We start from the raw sequence: 19,883 nt of genomic DNA on the forward strand, positions 1-19,883 counted from the left end.
AGGACATGTCGCCGACGGTGCGGTAGCGGACGCGGCGCTTCTCGGTGTGCTCGCCGTCGCGGGGGCCGCCCCAGCCGCCGGCGGTGAGCCACATGCCGGAGCGGGTGAAGACCTCGCGTTCGTGGGCGTAGTAGATGGCGGGCAGTTCGATGTCCTCGCGGGCGATGTACTGCCAGACGTCNAGTTCGGTCCAGTTGGAGAGGGGGAAGACGCGGACGTGTTCGCCGGGGGCGTGGCGGCCGTTGTAGAGGTTCCAGAGTTCGGGGCGCTGGCGGCGGGGGTCCCACTGGGAGAACTCGTCGCGCAGGGAGAAGACGCGTTCCTTGGCGCGGGCCTTCTCCTCGTCGCGGCGTCCGCCGCCGAAGACGGCGTCGAAGCGTTCGGCCTGGATCCTCTCGGTGAGGGGGAGGGTCTGGAGGGGGTTGCGGGTGCCGTCGGGGCGTTCGCGCAGGACACCGCGGTCGATGTAGTCCTGGACGGAGGCGACGTGCAGGCGCAGTTGGTGGCGTTCGGCGGTGCGGTCGCGGTAGGCGAGGACCTCGGGGAAGTTGTGGCCGGTGTCGACGTGCAGCAGGGAGAAGGGGACCGGGGCGGGGGCGAACGCCTTCAGCGCGAGGTGCAGCATCAGGATGGAGTCCTTGCCGCCGGAGAACAGGATCACCGGCCGCTCGAACTCACCCGCCACCTCACGGAAGATGTGCACCGCCTCGGACTCCAGCGCGTCCAGGTGGGAGAGGCCGTACGGGCTGTCCGTACCGCCCTCGCCCCCCTTGACCGCGGCGACGGTCGTTGTCATGCCAGTCCCCTTTCGCTGAGCAGGGCGTGGACCGCCGCGGCGGACTCCTGGACGGTCTGGTGCTGCGACTCGATGCGCAGATCCGGCGAGACGGGCTCCTCGTAGGGGTCGTCGACCCCGGTGAGGCCGGTCAGTTCACCGGCGGCCTGCCTGGCGTAGAGGCCCTTCACATCGCGTACGGAGCACACGTCGAGCGGGGTGGCGACGTGCACCTGGAGGTACGCGGTGCCGTTGGCCTCGTGCCGCTTGCGGACGGCGTCCCGGCTGTCCGCGTAGGGCGCGATCACCGGCACCAGCGTCAGCACACCGTGGCTCGCGAGCAGTTCGGCGACGAAGCCGATGCGCTGCACGTTGGTGTGCCGGTCCTCGCGGCTGAACCCGAGCCCCGCGGAAAGGAATTCGCGGATCTCGTCGCCGTCGAGCACCTCGACGCGGTGGCCGTCCCCGCGGAGCCGGGCGGCCAGCTCGTGCGCGATGGTGGTCTTGCCGGCGCTCGGCAGACCCGTGAGCCAGACGGTGGCTCCGGTCGTCACGTTCTTCTCCTGGGTCTCGGTGGTCGTCATGGTCAGCCGTGCAGTCCGCACTCGGTCTTGGAGCGGCCCGACCAGCGGCCGGAACGGGCGTCCTCGCCCTCCAGTACCCGGCGGGTGCAGGGGGCGCAGCCGACGGAGGCGTAGCCGTCCATCAGCAGGGGGTTGGTGAGGACCCCGTGCTCGGCCACGTACGCCTCCACGTCCTGCTGGGACCAGCGGGCGATGGGCGCGATCTTCACCTTGCGGCGCTTCTCGTCCCAGCCGACCACCGGGGTGCCGGCCCGGGTGGGGGACTCGTCGCGGCGCAGGCCGGTGGCCCAGGCCCGGTACCCCTCCAGCCCCTCCTCCAGCGGCTTGACCTTGCGCAGTGCGCAGCACAGGTCGGGATCGCGGTCGTGCAGCTTCGGCCCGTACTCGGCGTCCTGCTCGGCGACGGTCTGCCGCGGGGTGAGGGTGATGACGTTGACGTCCATCACGGCCTCGACGGCGTCGCGGGTGCCGATGGTCTCGGGGAAGTGGTAGCCGGTGTCCAGGAACACGACGTCCACGCCGGGCAGGACCCGGGAGGCGAGGTGGGCGACGACGGCGTCCTCCATCGAGGAGGTGACGCAGAAGCGGCTGCCGAAGGTGTCGGCGGCCCACCTCAGGATGTCCAGCGCGTCGGCGTCCTCCAGTTCGCGGCCCGCCCGCTCGGCCAGTTCCCGCAGGCCCTCAACGCCGGTGCCGTCCTGAGTGACCGTCATATCTCCTCCTCTCCGGTGGAGTCGGACCGGAGTCCCTGGGCGAGCAGCCCGAGGAACTTCAGCTGGAACGCGCGGCCGCAGCCCGCGCACTCCCAGGCCCCGCGGCCCTCCTCACCGGGACGCAGGTCCTCCTCGCCGCAGTAGGGGCAGTAGAAGGGGGCGGCACGCTCGCTCACGACAGGGACTCCTCCGAGGCGCGGGCGGTCCAGGTGGCGAAGCGCTCGCCGTCCTCGCGCTCGGCGAGGTACCGCTTGAGGACGCGCTCGATGTAGTCGGGCAGGTCGTCGGAGGTGACCTTGAGGCCGCGCACCTTGCGGCCGAAGGACGGCTCCAGGCCGAGGGCGCCGCCCAGGTGCACCTGGTAGCCGCCGACCTGGTTGCCCTCGGCGTCGGTCATGAGCTGGCCCTTGAGGCCGATGTCGCCGGTCTGGATGCGTGCGCAGGCGTTCGGGCAGCCGTTGATGTTGATGGTGAGCGGCTCGTCGAACTCCGGGAGGCGGCGCTCCAGTTCGTCGATCAGGTCGCTGCCGCGCTGCTTGGTCTCGCCGATGGCGAGCTTGCAGAACTGGATGCCGGTGCAGGCCATCGTGCCGCGCCGGAAGGACGAGGGGGCGACCCGCAGGTCGAGCGACTCCAGGCCCTCGACCAGGGAGTCGACCCGGTCGCCCGGCACGTCCAGGATGATCATCTTCTGCTCGACGGTGGTCGAGACCCGGCCCGAGCCGTGCGCCTCGGCCAGCTCCGCGACCTTGGTCAGCAGGGAGCCGTCCATGCGGCCGACGCGCGGGGCGAAGCCGACGTAGAAGCGGCCGTCCTTCTGCCGGTGCACGCCGATGTGGTCGCGCCACTGCTGGGCGGGCATCTCGGGTGCCGGACCGTCGATCAGCTTGCGGCCGAGGTAGTCGTCCTCCAGGACCTGGCGGAACTTCTCCGCGCCCCAGTCCGAGACGAGGAACTTCAGCCGCGCGCGGTTGCGCAGCCGGCGGTAGCCGTGGTCGCGGAAGATCGAGGTGACGCCCTCCCAGACGTCCGGCACCTCGGGCTCGGGCACCCAAGCACCCAGCCGCACGCCGAACTTGGGGTTGGTCGACAGTCCGCCGCCGACCCACAGGTCGAAGCCCGGGCCGTGCTCGGGGTGGACCACGCCGACGAAGGCGATGTCGTTGATCTCGTGCGCCACGTCGAGCAGCGGCGAACCGGAGACGGCGGTCTTGTACTTGCGCGGCAGGTTGGAGAAGGCCGGGTTGCCGATGTAGCGGCGGGCGATCTCGTCGAGCGCGGCGGAACCGTCGATGATCTCGTCCTCGGCCACTCCCGCGACCGGCGAGCCGAGCATGCCGCGCGGGCAGTCGCCGCACGCCTCGGTGGTGGACAGGCCGACGGCCTCCAGCCGCTCCCAGACCGCCGGGACGTCCTCGATGCGGATCCAGTGGAACTGGATGTTCTGCCGGTCGGTGATGTCGGCGGTGCCGCGGGCGTAGGTCTCGGAGACCTCGCCGATGGCGCGGAGTTGTTCGGTGGTGAGTCGTCCGCCGGTGACGCGGACGCGCATCATGAAGAACTCGTCCTCCAGCTCCTCCGGCTCCAGCAGCCCGGTGCGTCCGCCGTCGATCCCGGGGCGGCGCTGGGTGTACAGGCCCCACCAGCGGAAACGCCCGCGCAGATCGTTCGGGTCGATCGAGTCGAAGCCCCGCTTGGAGTAGATCGTCTCAATGCGTGTCCGCACATTGAGACTGTCGTCGTCCTTCTTGAACTGCTCGACGCCGTTGAGCGGGGTGAAGTGCCCCGCGGCCCACTGGCCTTCACCGCGGTGACGGCTCACCTTGCGGCGGGGAGTCGTGGCAGCAGGCTTCGGCGGAGTGGCGGCCATGGGGTACACGTCCTTCGGGACAGGCGGGAATGCGGCTCTGACCTGCGCTCACGGCGCATGGGCATACGGGCGCGTCGTTGCGCGGGAAAGAGGCGAAATGCGAGGGGATCCGGTGGTGCTGGGCGCTTCGGGAGTGCTCTCAGCAGGCCGGACAGATGGCGCTGGACATACGGCCGAGGTCGACGTGCCGCCGACTCACCAAGGCAATTCCAGTTCCGAACATGGCGGAAGCGTCGCACGGCGATCTGGACCCAGTCCAGCTTAATCCGCGATGTGGACGTCCATGTCTCGCCCTGTAAGACAACAGTGCTGTGCGTCACACGTCCGAAAACGGACGTGTCGGTGCAGGTCAGGAGAGGAACGCCCCCGGCCATGGCCCCGGAGTGGCAACCTCCGTTTCCTCCTCGACCTTGGTGTCGAAGAGACGGAAGCCCCTGCGCTGGTAGTTGTCCATCGCGAACTCGCCGTCCTTGCTGCAGGTGTGCAGCCAGACCCGCTTGGTCCCGGCCACCCCGGGCCAGCGCTCCGCGAGGTCCCAGGCGCGGGCGGTTCCGTACGAGAGGAGGTGGCCCCCGATGCCCCGGCCGCGGAAGGCGTGGATCAGACCGAAGTACTCGATCTCCACGACGCCGTCGTCGCCCGCCACCAACTCCACGTAACCGGCCGGGGTTCCGCTCTCGTACGCCACCCAGGTCTCGACGCCGGGGCGCTCCAGGTGCTCGCGCCAGCGCGGGTGGCTCCACACCAGCCGGTCGGTCCACCGGATGTCGGCGCCGACGGAGGCGTACAGGAAGCGGCTGAACTCGGGGGAGGGCACCTCGGAGCGGACGACGCGGACGTCGCCCTCCGGGGCGGCGGCCGGCAGCAGGTCCGTCGGCGCGGTCTGCTCCAGGGACCAGGTGGTCACGGCGATGTTGGTCATGGCGGTCAGAAAACCATCCGCCCCGGAGGTCTGTCGAACGGCGCCGGACGATCCCGCTCCGGCGCCGCGGCGTCAGTCGTCGAGGGCCCGGTCCAGCTCGGCCAGGGGCAGGGCGAACAGCGTCCGGCCCGACTGGGACCAGACCTCGCCCGTCTGCGCCCAGTACGCCAGTGATCCGGCCTCACCGCTCCAGCACAGGTGCGACCGGTCCGATCCGCACCGCGCGGTCCGCGCCCCCTCGGTGTCCTGCCGCCAGAGCATCCCGCGCCCGCCGTGCTCCCCGGCCGCGCGGCCCAGGTACCAGTCGGAGCGCTCGGCGCCCTCCGGGCGGTGCGCCAGGATGCCCCCGACGTCGGCCGCGCCCGTCTCGTACGCCTCGGCGGCGTCGACGTGCCCGGCGTGGTCGGCGGCGGGGAGCCCGGCGCGGTCCGGGTCGGCGCTCAGCGGGTAGCGCCAGAGCCGGGTCGGGCGGTCGGCGCCCGCGGGCACCCGCTCGCTCGCGACCAGGGTGCCGGGGGCGGTGCCCCGGTCCACCGCGAGCGCGGCGGGGCGTGCGGCCCCGGCGGTGTCGGACAGCCGGTAGGTGGCGACGGCGGGCAGCACGTACCGCTGGCCGTGCGCGGCCCAGCCGCCGGGCACCCGGCCGACGGTGTCCGCGTCGGTGGTGGCGCGCTGGACCCGGTCCACGTCGTACACGTACAGCGCGTCGCGGTCACCGCTGCCGGTGGTGACGATCAGCTTGTCGCCGTACCAGACCATGCCGCTGACGGGGGAGGACAGTGCCCGGTAGTCCCGCCCGCCGTCGACCGGGACGGCGAGCAGCGCGGAGGTGTAGGTGAGCCGGGCCGGGTCGTCGGCGTCGATGAACGAGACGCGGGCGGCGCCTCCCCGGGAGCTGCCGTCGTCCTGGCTCCAGGCGGCCAGCAGGACCCGGTGGTCGCGCCAGCGGCCCTTCGCCCCGGCATCGCCGGAGGTGGTGACCGCGCCGGGCAGCCAGCCCCGGGTGCCGTCCTCGTCCCAGCAGTAGACCCGGGTGGCCGACGGGCTGACCGGCAGGTTGCCCCGGTCGGCGGCGGAGCAGTCGTCGGTCCCGAGCAGCACCCGGTCGGTGGAGCCGAGCAGGGTGTCGGCGTCCACCGGCCCGCCCATCGCGGACGAGAGCCGGTCGAGCCACTGCCCCGGCACGGGCTGCTCGGTGAGGCGGAGGTCGAGGGTGCGGTCGGCGGCGCTCAGCGGCCTGAGCCCGCCGGGTGCGTCGGCCACCTCCGCCTGCGAGGTGCTGATCAGCGTGGCGGCACCGGTCAGGGCGAGGGCCGCCCCGGTCAGGGCCGCGCGCAGGGCTCTGCCGCGCCGGCGTCGGCGGTGTCTGCCGCGCTGTCTCATCGCACCTCCAGTGGCACCCCGTCAACGGCGCCCGGCGGTGCTCGCGTTGGCCGGGGCGCCGCCCCGGGCGGTCCGCAGTGGATGGTACGGCAGAAGGGTGCGCGGGTGGACGCCGACGCCGCGATTACGGGAAACCCCCCTCGTTCAGAGGGCTGGCGGGGCGGACGGAAGGGACGCGGGGGACAGACCGGACGGGTGCGGCGCCTGGGGTGCGTGGGGCACAGGAGGCGAGGGAGGTGCGCCGGAGGCGAGGAGCGGGCCCGGGGAGGCGGAGGGGCGGGGGCTGCCGGGGGTGTCGGGGGTGTCGGCCGTGCTCGGTGGGAGCGGGTTGCCAGGGACGCCGGCCGCGCTCGGCGGGCTCGGGGCGTCCGGGGCCCGGGGGCGTCGCCCTCTCCGCCCCGGCCGCCGTTCCCGCCCCGGCCGGGGGCATCAGGGTGCCCGGAGGTCCGGGGTGCCGGCCGCTCCCGCGGGGTGTGCTGCGCCTGGTGGGGTGGCCACCGCCCCGTTCGTCGGGCCGTTCGTTCCCGCCGCTCCCGCCGCTCCCGCCGTTCCGCACGTGCCCGCCGGTTCCGTCGCCCACTCCGTGGTCCCCGCCGGTTCCGTCGCCCCCTCCGCGGTCCGGCGGGTGGCGCGGTGGGCGCGGACGGTGGGGGAGACGGCGTGGGGGAGGAGGTCGCCGGGGTCGTCGGGGAGCCGCACCTCGACCTCCGTGGCATCGCAGAAACGATACGGCCGATGTTCGAGGTACGTCCCCAGATAGCGCCGCACCCGGGACATCTCCGCCCGTACGGTGACCGTGCGGGCCGGGTCGTCGAAGAGGTCCCCGGCCAGCCCCGCCGCGCTCCGCCCGTCCCGGTGCACGGCCAGGAGGTACAGCAGCTCCGCGTGCCGGGGGCTGAGTTCCCTGGTCCAGGAGCCCGCCCCGCACTGCACGCGCAGCGACCGGCGGCGCGGGTGGGAGAGGTCCAGCACGATCCGGCCCGGGCCGTGCGGGCCGGGCTCCGAGGCGGTCCGCAACAGCCAGCCGTCGCCCAGCGGCTCCAGGGTGCACGCCCCCAGCGTCGGCAGCCACCGCGCGCCCGCGGCCGGGGACTTGGGCAGGGCCACGCGCTCCGTGTACGGCATCCCGGTGATCGCCGCGGTCCAGCCGTCCGCGTCGACGACCACGGCGCGGCCGTCGAGCCGTGCCAGCACCGGGGCGGCCGTGGCCCGCAGCCGTTCCAGGGACCGCAGGTGCCGCTCGCGCAGCCGGGCCTCGGCGAGCTTGGCCACCGCGTCGACCCACGCGAGGGTGGCGGGGTGCATCGTCTCCAGCGGTCCGCTGATGTCGACGACGCCGAGGAGCCGGCCGTTGCGCGGGTCCGTGACGGGTGCCCCGGCGCAGGTCCAGGTGGTGTGCGAGCGGACGAAGTGCTCGGCGGCGAAGACCTGGACGGGGCACCGGGTGACGGCCGGGGTGCCGACGCCGTTGGTGCCGACGACGTCCTCCCGCCAGTCGGCGCCCGGCTCGAAGCCGAGGCCGTCGGCCCTGCGCAGCACCTTGGCGCTGCCCTCGCGCCAGAGCACGCGGCCCTCGTCGTCGGCGACGACCATGATGTGGTGGGCGGTGTCGGCCACCGAGAGCAGGCCCTCGCGCAGGACGGGCAGCACATGGCGCAGAGGGGAGGTCTCCCGTCTGCGCTCCAGTTCCTCGCGGGAGAGCAGCCCGGACCGGACGTCGTGGTCGGGGTCGACCCCGCCGCGCAGCATCCGCTCCCAGGACCGCTCGATCACGGGGCGGGGCGGGGCCGGTCCGTCGCGGCCGGCGAGCCTGGCGGAGCGGATCTCGTTCAGCATCCGCGCCGTGCGCGCGGTGTCCCCGGCGGCGAACGTCGTTGCGCCCAGCGGCGAAAGTGCCACAGATCCTCCCGGATGTCCGTCCCCCTCATACTGCCCTCTCGCGGGGTGGGAGGGGGACCCGTCCGGACACACTCGGCGACAAGTTTGCAACCCCCTGCAACCCTGGCGGCTCTCCCGGCGACTGTCCGAAACTTGTCCCACGCCGCCCCGAGCGGCGGACACGGCCCGTGAGGGCCGGTGGCGGGGGTGGTGCCGTGTCGGCGCAGCACCACCCCCGCACAACGCGTCGACGCCGCCCGAGCGGGCGGCCCGTTCCGCGCGGTGCCTGCGCGCGGCGCGCGGGCGGGGCGGTCGCACGTTCTGGCCGAGTTCCGTCCCCCCCGCCCGTGGTCGCGCCCGCGGGGGTCACGGGCCCCGACGCCAACGGGGTGGCCCTCGGCGCCCGGCGGTCACGGCGCCATTCCCTCCCGTTGGCCCGGCCCAGGCCGCCCTGTGTGCGGGCGCCGAGGCCCCACCCGCCCCAGGCGCGCGCCACCCCGTGGCACCACTGGCCCTGCCAGGGCCACCGGGCCCCTACGGCCCCTACGGCCCCTACGGCCCCTACGGCCCCTACGGCCCCTACGGCCCCTACGGCCCCTACGGCCCCTACGGCCCCTACGGCCCCTACGGCCCCTACGGCCCCTACGGCCCCTACGGCCCCTACGGCCCCTACGGCCCCTACGGCCCCGGCGCCGAGGAGCGCCCCGGCCTTGGCCGTCACGGGCCGCGGCTCGCGGTCGGCCCGCTCGGCCCATTCCCGTACCTGTTCCCCTACCTGTTCCGACCCGCAGGCGCGCCCCCGGCCGGCGAGTTCGGCCCGTGCGTGTGGCAGTGGGCCGGGCGGCGGATGCCGTTCGGCGGCCTCCGCCGCCCGGCCCGGTCGGTGGAGTACAGGTCGCGGCCGGTGGGCGGAGGGGGCCGGTTCGTCACGGTACGGGTGCTGCCTGCCATGACGGCGAACCAACCGCGCGGCCCGGAGCGGGGGGTTCCGGGCGGGGCCGGGGAGGTCCGCCGGATGAGTGCGGGGTCCAGCGGCGGATAACGTTGGGGCGTGCAGCCAGCGAGTGACACCCCCGAACGGCCCTCCGGCCGGCTCCACCGTGCCCGGGCCATGTACCGGAACGTCTCCAAACGCAGGACCGCCTGGCTGCTGCTCAAGGACACGGTGAACTCCTGCATGGAGTACCGCATTCTGGGCCTCGCCGCCGAGGCGGCGTTCTTCACCCTGCTGTCGGTGCCGCCGCTGCTGCTCAGCCTCCTGGGGCTGCTCGGCTATGTCGACCTGTGGATCGGCGCCGACACCACGGCGAGCCTGCGCGACAACATCCTGGACGCCTCCCGCACGGTCCTGTCCGAGCGGGGCGTCGAGCAGATCACCAAGCCGATACTCGACGACGTGATGAAGGGCGGCCGTCCCGACGTCATCTCCATCGGCTTCCTGTTCGCCCTGTGGTCGGGCTCCCGCGCGGTGAACGTCTTCATCGACACCATCACCGTGATGTACGGCCTCGACGGGGTGCGGGGGATCGTCCGGACCAGGCTGCTGGCGTTCCTGCTGTTCCTGGTGGCGCTGCTGATCGGGTCCGTGGCGCTGCCGCTGATGGTGGCGGGCCCGGACGCGGTGGTCCGGGTCGTGCCGTGGTCGACGACGGTGGTGCAGGTGCTCTACTGGCCGGTCGTCATCGTGCTGTCGGTGGCTTTCCTGACCACGCTCTACCACGTCTCGGTGCCGGTGCGTTCGCCGTGGCTGGAGGACGTGCCGGGCGCGCTGGTCGCCCTGGCGATGTGGGTGCTCGGGAGCTTCCTGCTGCGCATCTACCTGACCAGTACGGTCGAGGGGCCGACCATCTACGGCTCCCTGGCGGCGCCCGTCGCCGTGCTGTTGTGGATCGGTGTGTCCGCCTTCGCGGTCCTGGTGGGCGCGGCCGTGAACGCCGCCATCGACCGGGTCTGGCCGGCCACGGCCACGGCCGCCGCCCGCGAGACGAACGAGCGGCTGCGGCAGGCGCAGGTCGCCGAGTACGTGGCCCGCGCCGCCGCGAGCGGGGAGTCGGACCCCGACATGCCGTCCGAGTTCCCCGAGCGCTGGTCCCGCTTCCTGCCCCCGGAGGACGTCACGGCCCGGCTGCGCGGCCACCCGAAGCAGCCGCCCCGGGACCCGGGCAAGCCGGGCGGCCCCGAGGCGTCGTAGCGACACGTCCCGGCGGGGCGGTCGAATGGGTTCCGGCGACCGCCCCGGGAGCGCGGGGGCCGCGCCGTGCCGAACGGCGGCGCGGCACGTCTGGGACCGTTCGCACCACTGGCGGCGCGGCACGGCCGTAACCGTTCGCGCCGCGCCCCGCCCACGAAGGGGCCGCCGCCGGGGACGCGCGAGGCCGCGTCGCGTCGAACACGAGGTGTACGCCAACGGCCTGCAGAAGCAGGTGTTCGACGTGGTCCGCTGACCGGGGGAAGCGTGTCCCGAACGGCACCCCGCCGCCGGGGTCGTGCGACAGGATGGCGGTATGACTCACGGTCGTACGGCCCGCCGCTCGCGGGCACTGCCGCTGCTTCTGCTCGCACCCCTGCTGATGGCCGCCTGCGGCACCGGGAAGGGGGACGTCCCGGTGGGGGCGGTCGTGAGCCCGGCCGCCGGTGACACATCCGCCGGTGACACGTCCGCCGGCGACACGTCCGCCGGTGGCGGGGCCTCCCGGACCGACGGGGACGGTGCCCCGGTCGCCGGGTCCGACGCGAACGGTGCCTCCGTCGCCCGGACCGACGGGAACGGCGCCCCGGCAGCCGGGGTGGCCGAGCGTGCCGAGGCGCTGGGGGTGGCGCCCGATCTGGTGTACACCACCGCGGTGCCCGGCTTCACCCTGGTCCGGCAGTCCGTCGGGGTGATCGGGGACGACGGGTTCTCGGCCACCTACGCCCATTCCCGGTCGGGCGCCACGATCCTGCTCACCGTCGAACGGCTCCCGTTCACCGACGCCGACTGCGCCGAGCGGTCCCCGGGTGACTTCTCCGGCGCCCCCGGTGCGGCTGCCTACTGCGAGCGCGAGGGCGCCGGCCTGTACTACCGCACCGCCGGCGAACGCCACGAGTACGTGCGCACCGAGGGCGACCACCGCATCCGCGTCACCGCCGAGCGGGACGCCGTCCGCCGGGAGGTCCTGCGGGCCGCCGCCCGCGGCGCGCACCGGCCGGACGCCGCCGAGGCGGCGGAGCTGCTGCCGCCGCCCCGGCCCGGGGCCACCGTGCCCGTGGAGCGGGGCGACCTGCCGCCCGTGGGCGACGGCGCCCCCGACAACCACGTGGACGCGGGCGGCTGACCGAGCCCCCGGGGGACTGCCTCAGCGTCCCTCGCCCGCGGCGCCGCTCCCGGCCCGCGGGTCCTGCTCGGCCTCATGGTGGACGACGCCGTCCTCGTCCATCGTCGGGTGCATCTTCATCGGCCCGTAGTCGTCGACGTCCGAGGGACGCGGCGGCTCCGGACCGTCCGGTCCGATCCGCATCAGCCGCTCCACCCGGCAGATGCGGAACACCCGGTCCTGCACCCGCGCCTCGTCGGCCCGGCCCCGCGCCCGGTACTCCTCGGCGGCCCGGCCGTACACCGCCTTCCTGGCCTCGCCGTACTCGTAGAGCATGGCCCAGATCTCGGCCATGCCTGCGTACAGGGCGCGCCGGGCGTCGTGCGGGGAGGTGTGCAGGCCCCCGGCGGGCCGCCAGACGCCGCCCGGCCCGCGCTCGACCGAGCCGAAGGTCGTCGGCAGCAGCACGACCTCCGGGTGGGTGACGGCGGCCCGCTCGGAGTCGGCGCACATGGCCGCCGGGAACCGGTTCCCCCTGTACGTGAACTCCCGCAGCCCCGCCTGGGTCGCGTAGGCCATGACGCCGGGCGCCCGGTCCGGGTCGAGGACGAAGCCCGGGTCGGGGGAGGGGCTGGACGGGGTGCGCGGTTCCCAGGACGGGTCCAGGGGCTCCGGGTCGGTGGGCCGGGGCGGCTCCAGCCCCCGTTCGCCGCTGCGCGCGAACTCGTCGCCGCGCACCACCCGGTAGCGGATGCCCAGGGCCTCCACCTCGTCGACCGGTTCGCGCTCCATCACCGAGACGACGGAGAGCAGTTCGCGCCGCACCGCCCGGTCGTCGGTGTCGTCCTTCGCCATGAACCACAGGTGGGAGTGGAGCCCGTCCCGGGCCATCTGCGGGGTCCCGTCGACCACCGGTTTGAGCAGCCGCCACTCGGGACCGGCCGCCGGGTCCTGCGCGGCGACCCCGAACACGGGCCCGCGCAGGGAGAATCCGGGGTAGCGCACGGATGCCTCCACGGCGTCGGCCTCGCGCACCCAGTCGGTCGGGTCGTCGCGGCGGACCAGCTCGGCGTGGAGCGTTCGAATACGTTGCTGCCAGTCATGGGACATGCACACATTGTGGCGCGCCGTCATATGCCCACGGGCGCAATCCGGCCCAACGGGCGCGAAGGCGACGCCACTTGCCGGATCGGGGCAGGACGGCGGCATGAACGCGGTACGGACAGCGGCATGAGCGGCGGGATGAGCGGCGGGATGAACGGCGGCATGAGCGGCGGTACGGGCCGAGGCGTCAACGGCCGTACGGACAGCGGCACGATCGGTGGCGCGGACCGGGGCTTCGCCCTGCCCCGGGGCGCGACCGGCTTCTCCGGGCCGAGGGAGGAGCCGATTCCGGTGACCGGCCCGCGGTCGTTCCGGGCCGCCCTGTACGCCGCCGCACGGGCCGCCGGCGGCCGGGTGGGCGCTTTCGAGCACCAGGAGTACCCCCGGACCTTCCACACCGCCTCGGTCGTGGGCCGCGACGGCGAGACCGTCGTCCTGTGCCACGCGCACCTCCCCTGGGTGGCGTTCGCCCGCGAGCGCCGGAACCGGTACGCGGAGGAGTTCCTCCCGCCCCCGCCGTGGGCCGCCGCCTTCACGGAGGCGGGCCTCACGGTGCTGGGCGGCGACCTGCTCGCCCTGCCGCTCGCCCGGGTGGACACCTCTGGATGGGGACGGTACGAGTGGCGCCGGGTCCGCCTCCACGGCGTCCACACACTGGGCGGCGTGCTGTTCAACGCCTGGGACTGACGCCCCCGGGGGACTCCCCGGCGCCGGGGGCCGGGCCCCGGGGGCCCGCCGGGCTCATTCCGCGGGGAGCGGCGCGTCGAGCAGCCGGAGTTCCGCCGCGGCGTCGGCCTGCCGGGGGCTGCGGTGCTCGGTGAGCCGACGCAGCGCGGCGCGCAGGGCCGCACGGGCCTCCGGGAGGCGGCCGAGGCGGCGGAGCACCGTTCCCAGTTCGAGGTGGACGGGTCCGCTCCAGGCCGGCATGTCGGCCGCCTCGAAGGCGGCGAGGGCCTCCCGCAGCGGCTCCTCGGCCTCGTGCCACCGGCCGAGCGCGGCCAGGTCGTTGCCGAGGTGCTGGAGGGTGGACGCGCGGTAGAGGGTGAGCACGTCGGGGGAGAGACCGGGAACGCCCTCGCGGCAGATCCCGGTGCTGCGGCGGTGGATGACCAGGGCCTCCTCGGCCCGGCCCCGGTGGCGCAGGGTCCCGCCGAGGGCGTTGAGGGCGGACAGCTCGGCGAGCCTGCCCTGCGGCGTGGTGTTGCCGCTGTGGCAGGCGATGGACCTCCGGAACCCCGCCACGGCCTCCTCCGTCCGGCCGAGGTGGCGCAGCGCGCTGGCCTCGTACCCCAGCGCCCAGCCCGTCTGGAGCGCGTCGCCGCACTCGCGGGCGGCCCGGTGGGCGGCGCGCGCTGCCTCCAGCGCGGCGCGGTGGTCGTGGACGCACAGGTTGTGGGCCCAGGCGAGGTAGTTGAGGTGGGTGGCCTCCTCCCGGCGGTCGCCCAGGGAACGGGCCGCGTCGGCGGCCCGCCGGAACACCTCCACCCACTGCTCCCAGTGCTGTGTGCGGTCGGAGAACCAGTGCATGGCCTCGGCCGTGTCGATCACCGTCCGGTGCCATCCGGCGTCCTGGGCGTGGCCGAGGCAGGCGAGCCACTGCGCCCGCTCCTCCTCCAGCCAGGCCCGCGCCTCGTCCAGGCCGACGGGGGCGGTGGCGGGGTCGGGGTCGGGGGCGCCGTCCGCGTTCCCGTGCCGCAGGGCGTCGAAGCGGAGCCCGGCCGCCGTCGCGCGGGCCAGCGTCCAGCGCGCGGCCCGGTCCCGGGCGGACCCGACGGTTTCGGGTCCGTCCTCCTCGGCCACCAACTCGGCGGCGAACAGCCCGAGGAGGTCGTGGAAGCGGTAGCGCTCGGCCGTGGCGTCGGCCTGGAGGAGCCCGCGGTCGGCCAGCTCCTCCAGCCGCAGCTCCGCCTCGCGCACCGTCGTCCCGGCCAGCAGGGCGGCGGTCCGGGGACCGAAGTCCGGCTTGGCGGCCAGCGCGGAGCGGCGCAGCAGGGTCCGGGAGGCGGGGTCGAGCTGCCGGTAGGACAGGGCGAAGGCGGCCCTCACCTGGAGGTCCCCCGCCCGGAGCAGGTCCAGTCGGCGTTCCTCGCGGGCCAGTTGGCCGGCGAGCCGGTCCAGGCGCTCCCGGGGCCGGCCGGCCAGCCGCTGCCCGGCGATCCGGATGGCCAGCGGAAGGTGTCCGCACAGGTCGGCCAGATCGCGCGCCGCCTGGGCCTCCCGGCCGACCCGCTCGGGGCCGATGATCCGGGTCAGCAGTTCCACGGACTCCTCGCGGCGCAGCAGGGGGAGGTCGATCCGGTGTGTCGCCTCCAGGCCGGTGAGGGCGCTCCGGCTGGTGACGAGGGTGAGCGTGGCGCCGGTCCCGGGCAGCAGGGGGCGCAGTTGTTCCTCGTCGGCGGCGTTGTCCAGCACCAGCAGCAGGCGGCGTTCCGCGAGGACGGAGCGGAGCATCCCGGAGCGCTCCTGCGTGCCGCGGGGGACGGCGTGGGCGTCGACGCCCAGCGCCCGCAGGAGGGTGGCCAGCGCCTCCCGTGGCCCGGTCGGGGCCGCGTCCATGCCCCGCAGGTCGAGGAAGAGCTGTCCGCCGGGGAAGAGCGGGGCGAGGGCGTGGGCGGCGTGGATGCCGAACGCCGTCTTGCCGAGGCCGGGCTGGCCGGATACGACGACCACGTGCGGGTGAGCGGTGTCCGTGTCCCGGGCCAGGCCGAGCACGGCGGCCAGGGCCCGTTCCCGGGCGGTGAAGTCGTGGGCGTCGCGCGGCAGCGGCAGCGGCAGCGCCACGGGCAGGGAGGCGGGGGGCCCGGGGACGGTGGCCGGACGGTCGCGGGCCCGGCCCCGGGCGGCGGCGGCCTCCAGTGCCCGGGCCTCCTCGGGGCCCAACGCAAGCCCCCGGGCGAGCAGTTCGACGGTGCGCCGGTGCGGTCCCCGGGTACGGCCCCGTTCCATGTCGGCCAGCGCGCGCACGCTCACCTCCGCGGTGTGGGCGAGCCGTTCCTGGCTGAACCCGGCGCGCAGCCGCAGCCCGCGCAGGAGTTCGCCGAACGTGTGTGACACGGGTGCTTCGCTGCTCACGGACCGGCCCCTTCTCTGCTGTGCCGCGGCCGGCACCACCGGCAGAAGTATCCCGGAAACCCGAACCTGCCGGTGATTCCGCCTGGTTCGGGCCGCGCCGCGTTGGTGGACTTGCCGGAGGACCGCCCGGACCGCGGGCCGGGAAGCGGACGGCCGCGCGCCGTCGGAAGCCTTCCCCGCCGGCCGTCCGCGGTCCGTTCGTTCACCGAGGACAGCGGAAGGCAGGTACGTCATGGACGGGGGGTCGCGTCATGCGCTTCTCCAGGCGTGAGGGGGGCCGTTGGAGGCGGGCCGCCTCCATGGCACTGGCGGTCGTCTGCTCGGCCGGGGCGGTGCTGGGGACCCAGTTCCTGGTGTCCGCCGCCCAGGGGCGGGAGACACCGCGGGTGGAGGAGGCCGGTCCGGCCGGTCTGGGGGAGTGGGAAGGGGCGTTCATGCTCTACGAGCCCGTCTGGACCACCGCGCACATCGTCCAGAAGGGCCTGAACATCCCGGAGGCGGACACCGGCCTGGTCGTCTCCTACGTCGGCCCGGCCGCACGCAACCCCGGAGAGCAGGGCGACTGGATCGGCATCTACGAACACGGGCGGCTCGACAAGGCCCACCGCAAGGACTGGGACTGGGTCTGCCCGAACGAGCACGCCCGCTGCATGTCGTTCGGCTCCGCCATCGTGCCCGCGGGCAACGACGGCCTGGAGTCGGGCAAGAAGTACACCGTCGCCTACTGGCTCGACAACGCGAGCGAGTCGAGCGGGACCCCGGCCGTCACCGTCGACTACGTCGTGCCCTGGTGACCCGCGCCCCGGGCGGCTTTGAGCGCCGTCCCCCAGCCCCGTCCGACCTTTCCGGAAGAGGAACCCCACCCATGAGCTTCCCCACGCGTCGCGAGAGACGACGACGCGGACTCCTGCCCACCGCGGCCACCGTCCTCTGCTCCGCGCTGGCCGTCACCGGCACCCAGCTCCTGCTGCCGCAGGCGGCGGAGGGCGCGGGCACCGCGTCGGTCCGGCGCGGCCTCGCGGCGGGTTCCCACCCGAGCGACGGCTTCGACATCATCGACGCGACCTGGACCACGGCGCACATCATCGAGAAGGGCATCCTGCACGCCAAGGACACCGGCCTGGTGGTGACCTACCTGGCACCCGCCGGCCGCAATCCGGGCCAGCGGGGAGACTGGGTCGGCATCTACGAGCAGGGGCAGCTCGACACCCAGCACCGCAGGGACTGGGACTGGGTCTGCCCGAACGAGCACGCGCGCTGCATGGCCTACGGCGCCGCCGCGATCCCCGCCGGGGACGACGGGCTCCAGTCCGGCAGGACCTACACCGTCGCCTACTGGGCCGACGGTGCCAACGAGTCGAGCGGGGCCCCGGCCGCGACCATCGACTACGTGGTGCCGTGGTGACCCCGCAGGCCCGGGCGCGCGGCCGGCGCCCGCGCGGCGCCGTACCCCGCCGCCTCCTCGCGCTCCTCCTCGCCCTCCTGGCCACCGTCACGGTCCTCGGCACGCCCGCCGGGGCGCAGGACGAGGAGGACGACGTGGCCGACGTCTACCTGCATCTCGTGCGGGAGATCGAGGAGGCGGCCCGGGGCGCGGAGCACCCGGCCCCGAACGGGCAGTGGGCGACGAACGCGACGACCTCCCGGTCGGCCCCGGCGCGGGCCATGCCCTACGACCTCGCGCGTCCGGCCCCGTTCACCCGTGACGGCTACGCCCTGGTCAGCCTCGACCGGCTGCGCAGCAGCGCCAACATGCCGTCGGTCAGCCTGGTCATCGACCTCGGCAGCATGTACGTGATGGGCTTCTACCAGTTCGGGCTCGGTACCTACCGGTTCTTCCACTTCGACGAGTTCGACCCGGCCGTCCTGCCCGCGGGGTTCTTCGGCGCGGTCCACAACCAGGTCCAGGCGCACAATCTGCACTACGAGAGCCGGTACGCCGCGATGGGCGGCCAGAACGTCTGGCAGCGGACCATCGCCGGGCACGATCTGCACACCGCCGTCCAGCAGCTCGCCTACGCCACGCCCACCGCCGCGAGCATGAACGCCCTGGGCACCCACCTCGTCAACCTGATCATGCCGTTGGCGGAGGGATCGCGGTTCAACAACATCAGGGGCGCGTTCCACACGGCGCTGGTGGAGGGCGTGGGCTGGTACGCGGCCGACTACGAGCCGTACATCACCAACTGGTCCCCCATGTCGAGGATCATCCGCGAAGGCTTCTCCTACACCGTGGACATCGACGGCCGGCCCCTCACCCAGTACCTCAGCGTGCTGAGGGCCAACATCAACATCCTCCACCGACCCGAGGGCAGCGGGCCCGCCCAGATGTGCTCGGGCAGCGGGGCCTCCGACTGCGTCACGTCCCTCGCCTCCGGGAACCGTCTCGGCCCCCGGTCCGGCCTGCCGGACTGGACCGGGGCCGGCTACCGGGGCGGCCGGGCGCTGCCCGGACACCAGGAGTACACCGCGGACCAGGCATGCCGGATCGGCCCGGAGGAACTCGCCGCGACGTACGGGGTGGAGCCCGACGACGGCGTGGACGACTCCGGCGGACTGCAACGCGCGATCGACGACATCCGCGGCCGGTGCGGCGGGGCCAACTTCGACCGGCTGTCGCTGATCACCCTGCCCGCCGGGCAGCTCGACGTCACCCGGCAGATCGCCGTGGACGCCGACTACCTGGTGATCCGCGGACAGGGCAGCGACCCGGCCCGCGGCCAGGTCACCCGCATCGTGTTCCGCCCCGGCGCCGACACCCGCTACGACACGCTGACCAGGGACGGAAGCCGCTGGGACCCGGACGCGATGACCTACGAGTCGGGCGCCGACACCGCCAAGGGCGGATGGATCTGGCCGGGCCGCGGGCTGTTCCGCGTCCAGACCCGCGAGGTCGCCCCGCGCTACGCCGACGAGTGGGCCGCCGCCCCGGCCAACCGCAAGGACCTCTACGAGGGTTCGGTCAACCAGCACTGGGCGTCGGGCGTGAAGGTGCGCGGAGCGGCCGGTGACCCGGCCCACGCCGCCAGGGAGGGCGGCCGGGTGATCCACCTGGACGCCAAGGCCGACATGGCACGGTTCCCGGTCGGCGGCCACCTCTGGGTGGGCGCCGCGAACAGCCGCGCCTTCTACGCGCTCCAGGAGGCCACGGACGAGACGCGCTACGAGAACCTGCACATGCGCCAGCAGGTCTTCCGCATCAGCGCGGTGGACGCCGGCAACCGCACGGTCACCATCGACAAGCCCTTGGAGTTCGACCTCCCCGTCGACTCCACCTCCGACGGCTCCGCGCCGATCGGCGGCAGTGTCTACACCAGCAAGGTGACCCCGCTGCGGATGGTGGTGGGCGTCGGCTTCGAGAACTTCGCCTTCACCCAGGAGATGCCGGGCCTGGACCGCGCGCAGGCGAAGAACAACTACGGGAACATGGCGCCCGAGTCCGCGATGAACGGCCTCGTCTTCAAGTGGGCCGCGGACTCCTGGGCCCGCGGTGTGCGCGCGGAGATGACGGGCTCGCACCCGATCGTCACCGAGGTCGCCAAGAACCTGCAGTTCGAGCAGAACCACCTGGACGGCGCCTGGAACAAGGGCAAGGGCGGCAACGGCTACTTCCGCGGCAGCCGCGTCTGGGACTCCCTGTACGCCTACAACACCACTCGCAACCTGCGCCACTTCACCCTCCAGTGGTCCTCCTCGGGCAACGTCGTGTACGCCAACGACTTCGACTCGGACCTGAACCTCCACGGCGGCTGGGAGCGTCGCAACCTGTTCGAGAAGAACACCGTGCGGGTGCCGTACGAGCACTACTCGGGGAACTGCACGGCCCGTTGCGGCGGTGAGGGCGGCGAGATCGAGGCCGGCACCTGGTACCCGATCTGGTGGGCTGCCGGGGAGAAGGCGTCGAAGTGGGCCGGTTCCTCCGGGCCGCAGAACGTCTTCCACGACAACGTCCTCACCAAGCAGCTCGTCCCCGGCGGGCCCTACGTGGAGTACCTGCCGTACAGCAGGTCGGGGAGCGGCACCCAGCCGGTCCACCAGTTCGGCTCCGCCGCGCAGGATCCGGGCCGCTTCCGGCACCTCACCCGGAACGGCGCCCCGCTCGACGACTGGAACGGCAACGAGACGGAGAACTACACCAGCGGTGACGCGGGAGTGGACACCTCCCACACCGCGCCGGGTGCCTCGGTGTTCCTGAGGAACCCCGGGTAGCGGGCACGGCCCGGGACCGCCTCGCGGCGGGATCGCGAAAGGGGGCTCTTCGGAGCCCCCTTGGTGCCGTTGTGCGGGTG

At 74.0% G+C, this 19,883-nt stretch carries 17 protein-coding genes; 7 read left to right on the forward strand and 10 right to left on the reverse strand.

The features are described 5' to 3' along the window. The 8 genes from cysD to GTY84_RS29995 form a co-directional block, all read right to left on the reverse strand. A partial coding sequence (gene cysD, locus GTY84_RS29960; RefSeq protein ID WP_161229551.1) for a sulfate adenylyltransferase subunit CysD occupies nt 1–796 on the reverse strand: 796 nt, incomplete at its 3' end. Then, nucleotides 793–1,359 (reverse strand): adenylyl-sulfate kinase, encoded by a 567-nt coding sequence (gene cysC / locus GTY84_RS29965; protein WP_161229552.1) that lies wholly within the window; start codon nt 1,357–1,359, stop codon nt 793–795. The genes cysC and cysD, both read right to left, overlap by 4 nt. A gap of 2 nt (nt 1,360–1,361) precedes the next feature. Next, nucleotides 1,362–2,072 carry a phosphoadenylyl-sulfate reductase gene (locus tag GTY84_RS29970; protein WP_161229553.1) on the reverse strand — a complete coding sequence of 237 codons (711 nt, stop codon included), beginning with the start codon at nt 2,070–2,072 and terminating at the stop codon, nt 1,362–1,364. Next, nucleotides 2,069–2,248, reverse strand: a complete 180-nt coding sequence (locus GTY84_RS29975) for a hypothetical protein (protein WP_161229554.1) — start codon at nt 2,246–2,248, stop codon at nt 2,069–2,071. Before GTY84_RS29975 ends, GTY84_RS29970 begins: the two co-directional genes overlap by 4 nt. Continuing rightward, nucleotides 2,245–3,942, reverse strand: coding sequence for a nitrite/sulfite reductase (locus GTY84_RS29980; RefSeq protein WP_161229555.1), 1,698 nt, complete (start codon nt 3,940–3,942; stop codon nt 2,245–2,247). Before GTY84_RS29980 ends, GTY84_RS29975 begins: the two co-directional genes overlap by 4 nt. 349 nt (nt 3,943–4,291) lie before the next feature. Beyond that, nucleotides 4,292–4,864, reverse strand: coding sequence for a GNAT family N-acetyltransferase (locus GTY84_RS29985; protein ID WP_161229556.1), 573 nt, complete (start codon nt 4,862–4,864; stop codon nt 4,292–4,294). 72 nt (nt 4,865–4,936) lie between these two features. After that, nucleotides 4,937–6,247, reverse strand: a complete 1,311-nt coding sequence (locus tag GTY84_RS29990) for a hypothetical protein (RefSeq protein WP_161229557.1) — start codon at nt 6,245–6,247, stop codon at nt 4,937–4,939. 429 nt (nt 6,248–6,676) lie between these two features. After that, on the reverse strand, nt 6,677–8,146 hold the full coding sequence (locus tag GTY84_RS29995; RefSeq protein ID WP_161229558.1) for a GAF domain-containing protein: 1,470 nt from the start codon (nt 8,144–8,146) through the stop codon (nt 6,677–6,679). Nucleotides 8,147–8,624: 478 nt separating this feature from the next. On the opposite strand from GTY84_RS29995, the gene GTY84_RS34340 reads away from it, so the two are divergent. The 3 genes from GTY84_RS34340 to GTY84_RS30010 all read left to right on the forward strand — a co-directional run bounded on the left by GTY84_RS34340 (nt 8,625) and on the right by GTY84_RS30010 (nt 11,439). After that, nucleotides 8,625–9,167 (forward strand): hypothetical protein, encoded by a 543-nt coding sequence (locus GTY84_RS34340; RefSeq protein WP_237532869.1) that lies wholly within the window; start codon nt 8,625–8,627, stop codon nt 9,165–9,167. Nucleotides 9,168–9,176: 9 nt separating this feature from the next. Next, complete coding sequence (locus GTY84_RS30005) at nt 9,177–10,316, forward strand: YihY/virulence factor BrkB family protein (protein ID WP_161229559.1); 1,140 nt, start codon at nt 9,177–9,179, stop codon at nt 10,314–10,316. Between the two features lie 313 nt (nt 10,317–10,629). Then, entirely contained in the window at nt 10,630–11,439 is an 810-nt protein-coding gene (locus GTY84_RS30010) for a hypothetical protein (protein WP_161229560.1), read from the forward strand. A gap of 21 nt (nt 11,440–11,460) precedes the next feature. On the opposite strand, the gene GTY84_RS30015 is transcribed toward GTY84_RS30010, so the two are convergent. After that, complete coding sequence (locus tag GTY84_RS30015; protein ID WP_161229561.1) at nt 11,461–12,528, reverse strand: DUF5954 family protein; 1,068 nt, start codon at nt 12,526–12,528, stop codon at nt 11,461–11,463. Between the two features lie 120 nt (nt 12,529–12,648). Between GTY84_RS30015 and GTY84_RS30020 the strand changes: the two genes are divergently transcribed. Continuing rightward, a complete protein-coding gene (locus GTY84_RS30020) occupies nt 12,649–13,209 on the forward strand; it encodes a hypothetical protein (protein WP_237532794.1) in 561 nt (186 codons plus the stop codon). A gap of 54 nt (nt 13,210–13,263) precedes the next feature. Here GTY84_RS30020 and GTY84_RS30025 read toward each other — a convergent pair whose 3' ends face one another. Then, entirely contained in the window at nt 13,264–15,594 is a 2,331-nt protein-coding gene (locus GTY84_RS30025) for a tetratricopeptide repeat protein (protein WP_345943565.1), read from the reverse strand. Nucleotides 15,595–15,893: 299 nt separating this feature from the next. Here GTY84_RS30025 and GTY84_RS30030 point away from each other — a divergent pair, with 299 nt between their 5' ends. The 3 genes from GTY84_RS30030 (at nt 15,894) to GTY84_RS30040 (ending at nt 19,803) form a co-directional block, all read left to right on the forward strand. Beyond that, entirely contained in the window at nt 15,894–16,388 is a 495-nt protein-coding gene (locus GTY84_RS30030; RefSeq protein WP_161229563.1) for a hypothetical protein, read from the forward strand. Nucleotides 16,389–16,459: 71 nt separating this feature from the next. Then, nucleotides 16,460–16,999 carry a hypothetical protein gene (locus tag GTY84_RS30035; protein WP_161229564.1) on the forward strand — a complete coding sequence of 180 codons (540 nt, stop codon included), beginning with the start codon at nt 16,460–16,462 and terminating at the stop codon, nt 16,997–16,999. Next, nucleotides 16,996–19,803, forward strand: coding sequence for a ribosome-inactivating family protein (locus tag GTY84_RS30040; RefSeq protein WP_161229565.1), 2,808 nt, complete (start codon nt 16,996–16,998; stop codon nt 19,801–19,803). Before GTY84_RS30035 ends, GTY84_RS30040 begins: the two co-directional genes overlap by 4 nt. Nucleotides 19,804–19,883 lie beyond the last annotated feature (80 nt).

This window comes from Streptomyces sp. SID8352, assembly GCF_009862265.1.
GTDB lineage: Bacteria > Actinomycetota > Actinomycetes > Streptomycetales > Streptomycetaceae > Streptomyces.

Bases quoted from the DNA above. Each gene is read 5' to 3' on its own strand.
- GTY84_RS29990 (WP_161229557.1), bottom strand. From the start codon at position 6,247: ATGAGACAGCGCGGCAGACACCGCCGACGCCGGCGCGGCAGAGCCCTG.
- GTY84_RS30010 (WP_161229560.1), top strand. From the start codon at position 10,630: ATGACTCACGGTCGTACGGCCCGCCGCTCGCGGGCACTGCCGCTGCTT.
- GTY84_RS30035 (WP_161229564.1), top strand. From the start codon at position 16,460: ATGAGCTTCCCCACGCGTCGCGAGAGACGACGACGCGGACTCCTGCCC.
- GTY84_RS30015 (WP_161229561.1), bottom strand. From the start codon at position 12,528: ATGTCCCATGACTGGCAGCAACGTATTCGAACGCTCCACGCCGAGCTG.
- GTY84_RS29985 (WP_161229556.1), bottom strand. From the start codon at position 4,864: ATGACCAACATCGCCGTGACCACCTGGTCCCTGGAGCAGACCGCGCCG.
- GTY84_RS30030 (WP_161229563.1), top strand. From the start codon at position 15,894: ATGGCACTGGCGGTCGTCTGCTCGGCCGGGGCGGTGCTGGGGACCCAG.
- GTY84_RS29970 (WP_161229553.1), bottom strand. From the start codon at position 2,072: ATGACGGTCACTCAGGACGGCACCGGCGTTGAGGGCCTGCGGGAACTG.
- GTY84_RS29980 (WP_161229555.1), bottom strand. From the start codon at position 3,942: ATGGCCGCCACTCCGCCGAAGCCTGCTGCCACGACTCCCCGCCGCAAG.
- GTY84_RS30020 (WP_237532794.1), top strand. From the start codon at position 12,649: ATGAGCGGCGGGATGAGCGGCGGGATGAACGGCGGCATGAGCGGCGGT.
- cysC (WP_161229552.1), bottom strand. From the start codon at position 1,359: ATGACGACCACCGAGACCCAGGAGAAGAACGTGACGACCGGAGCCACC.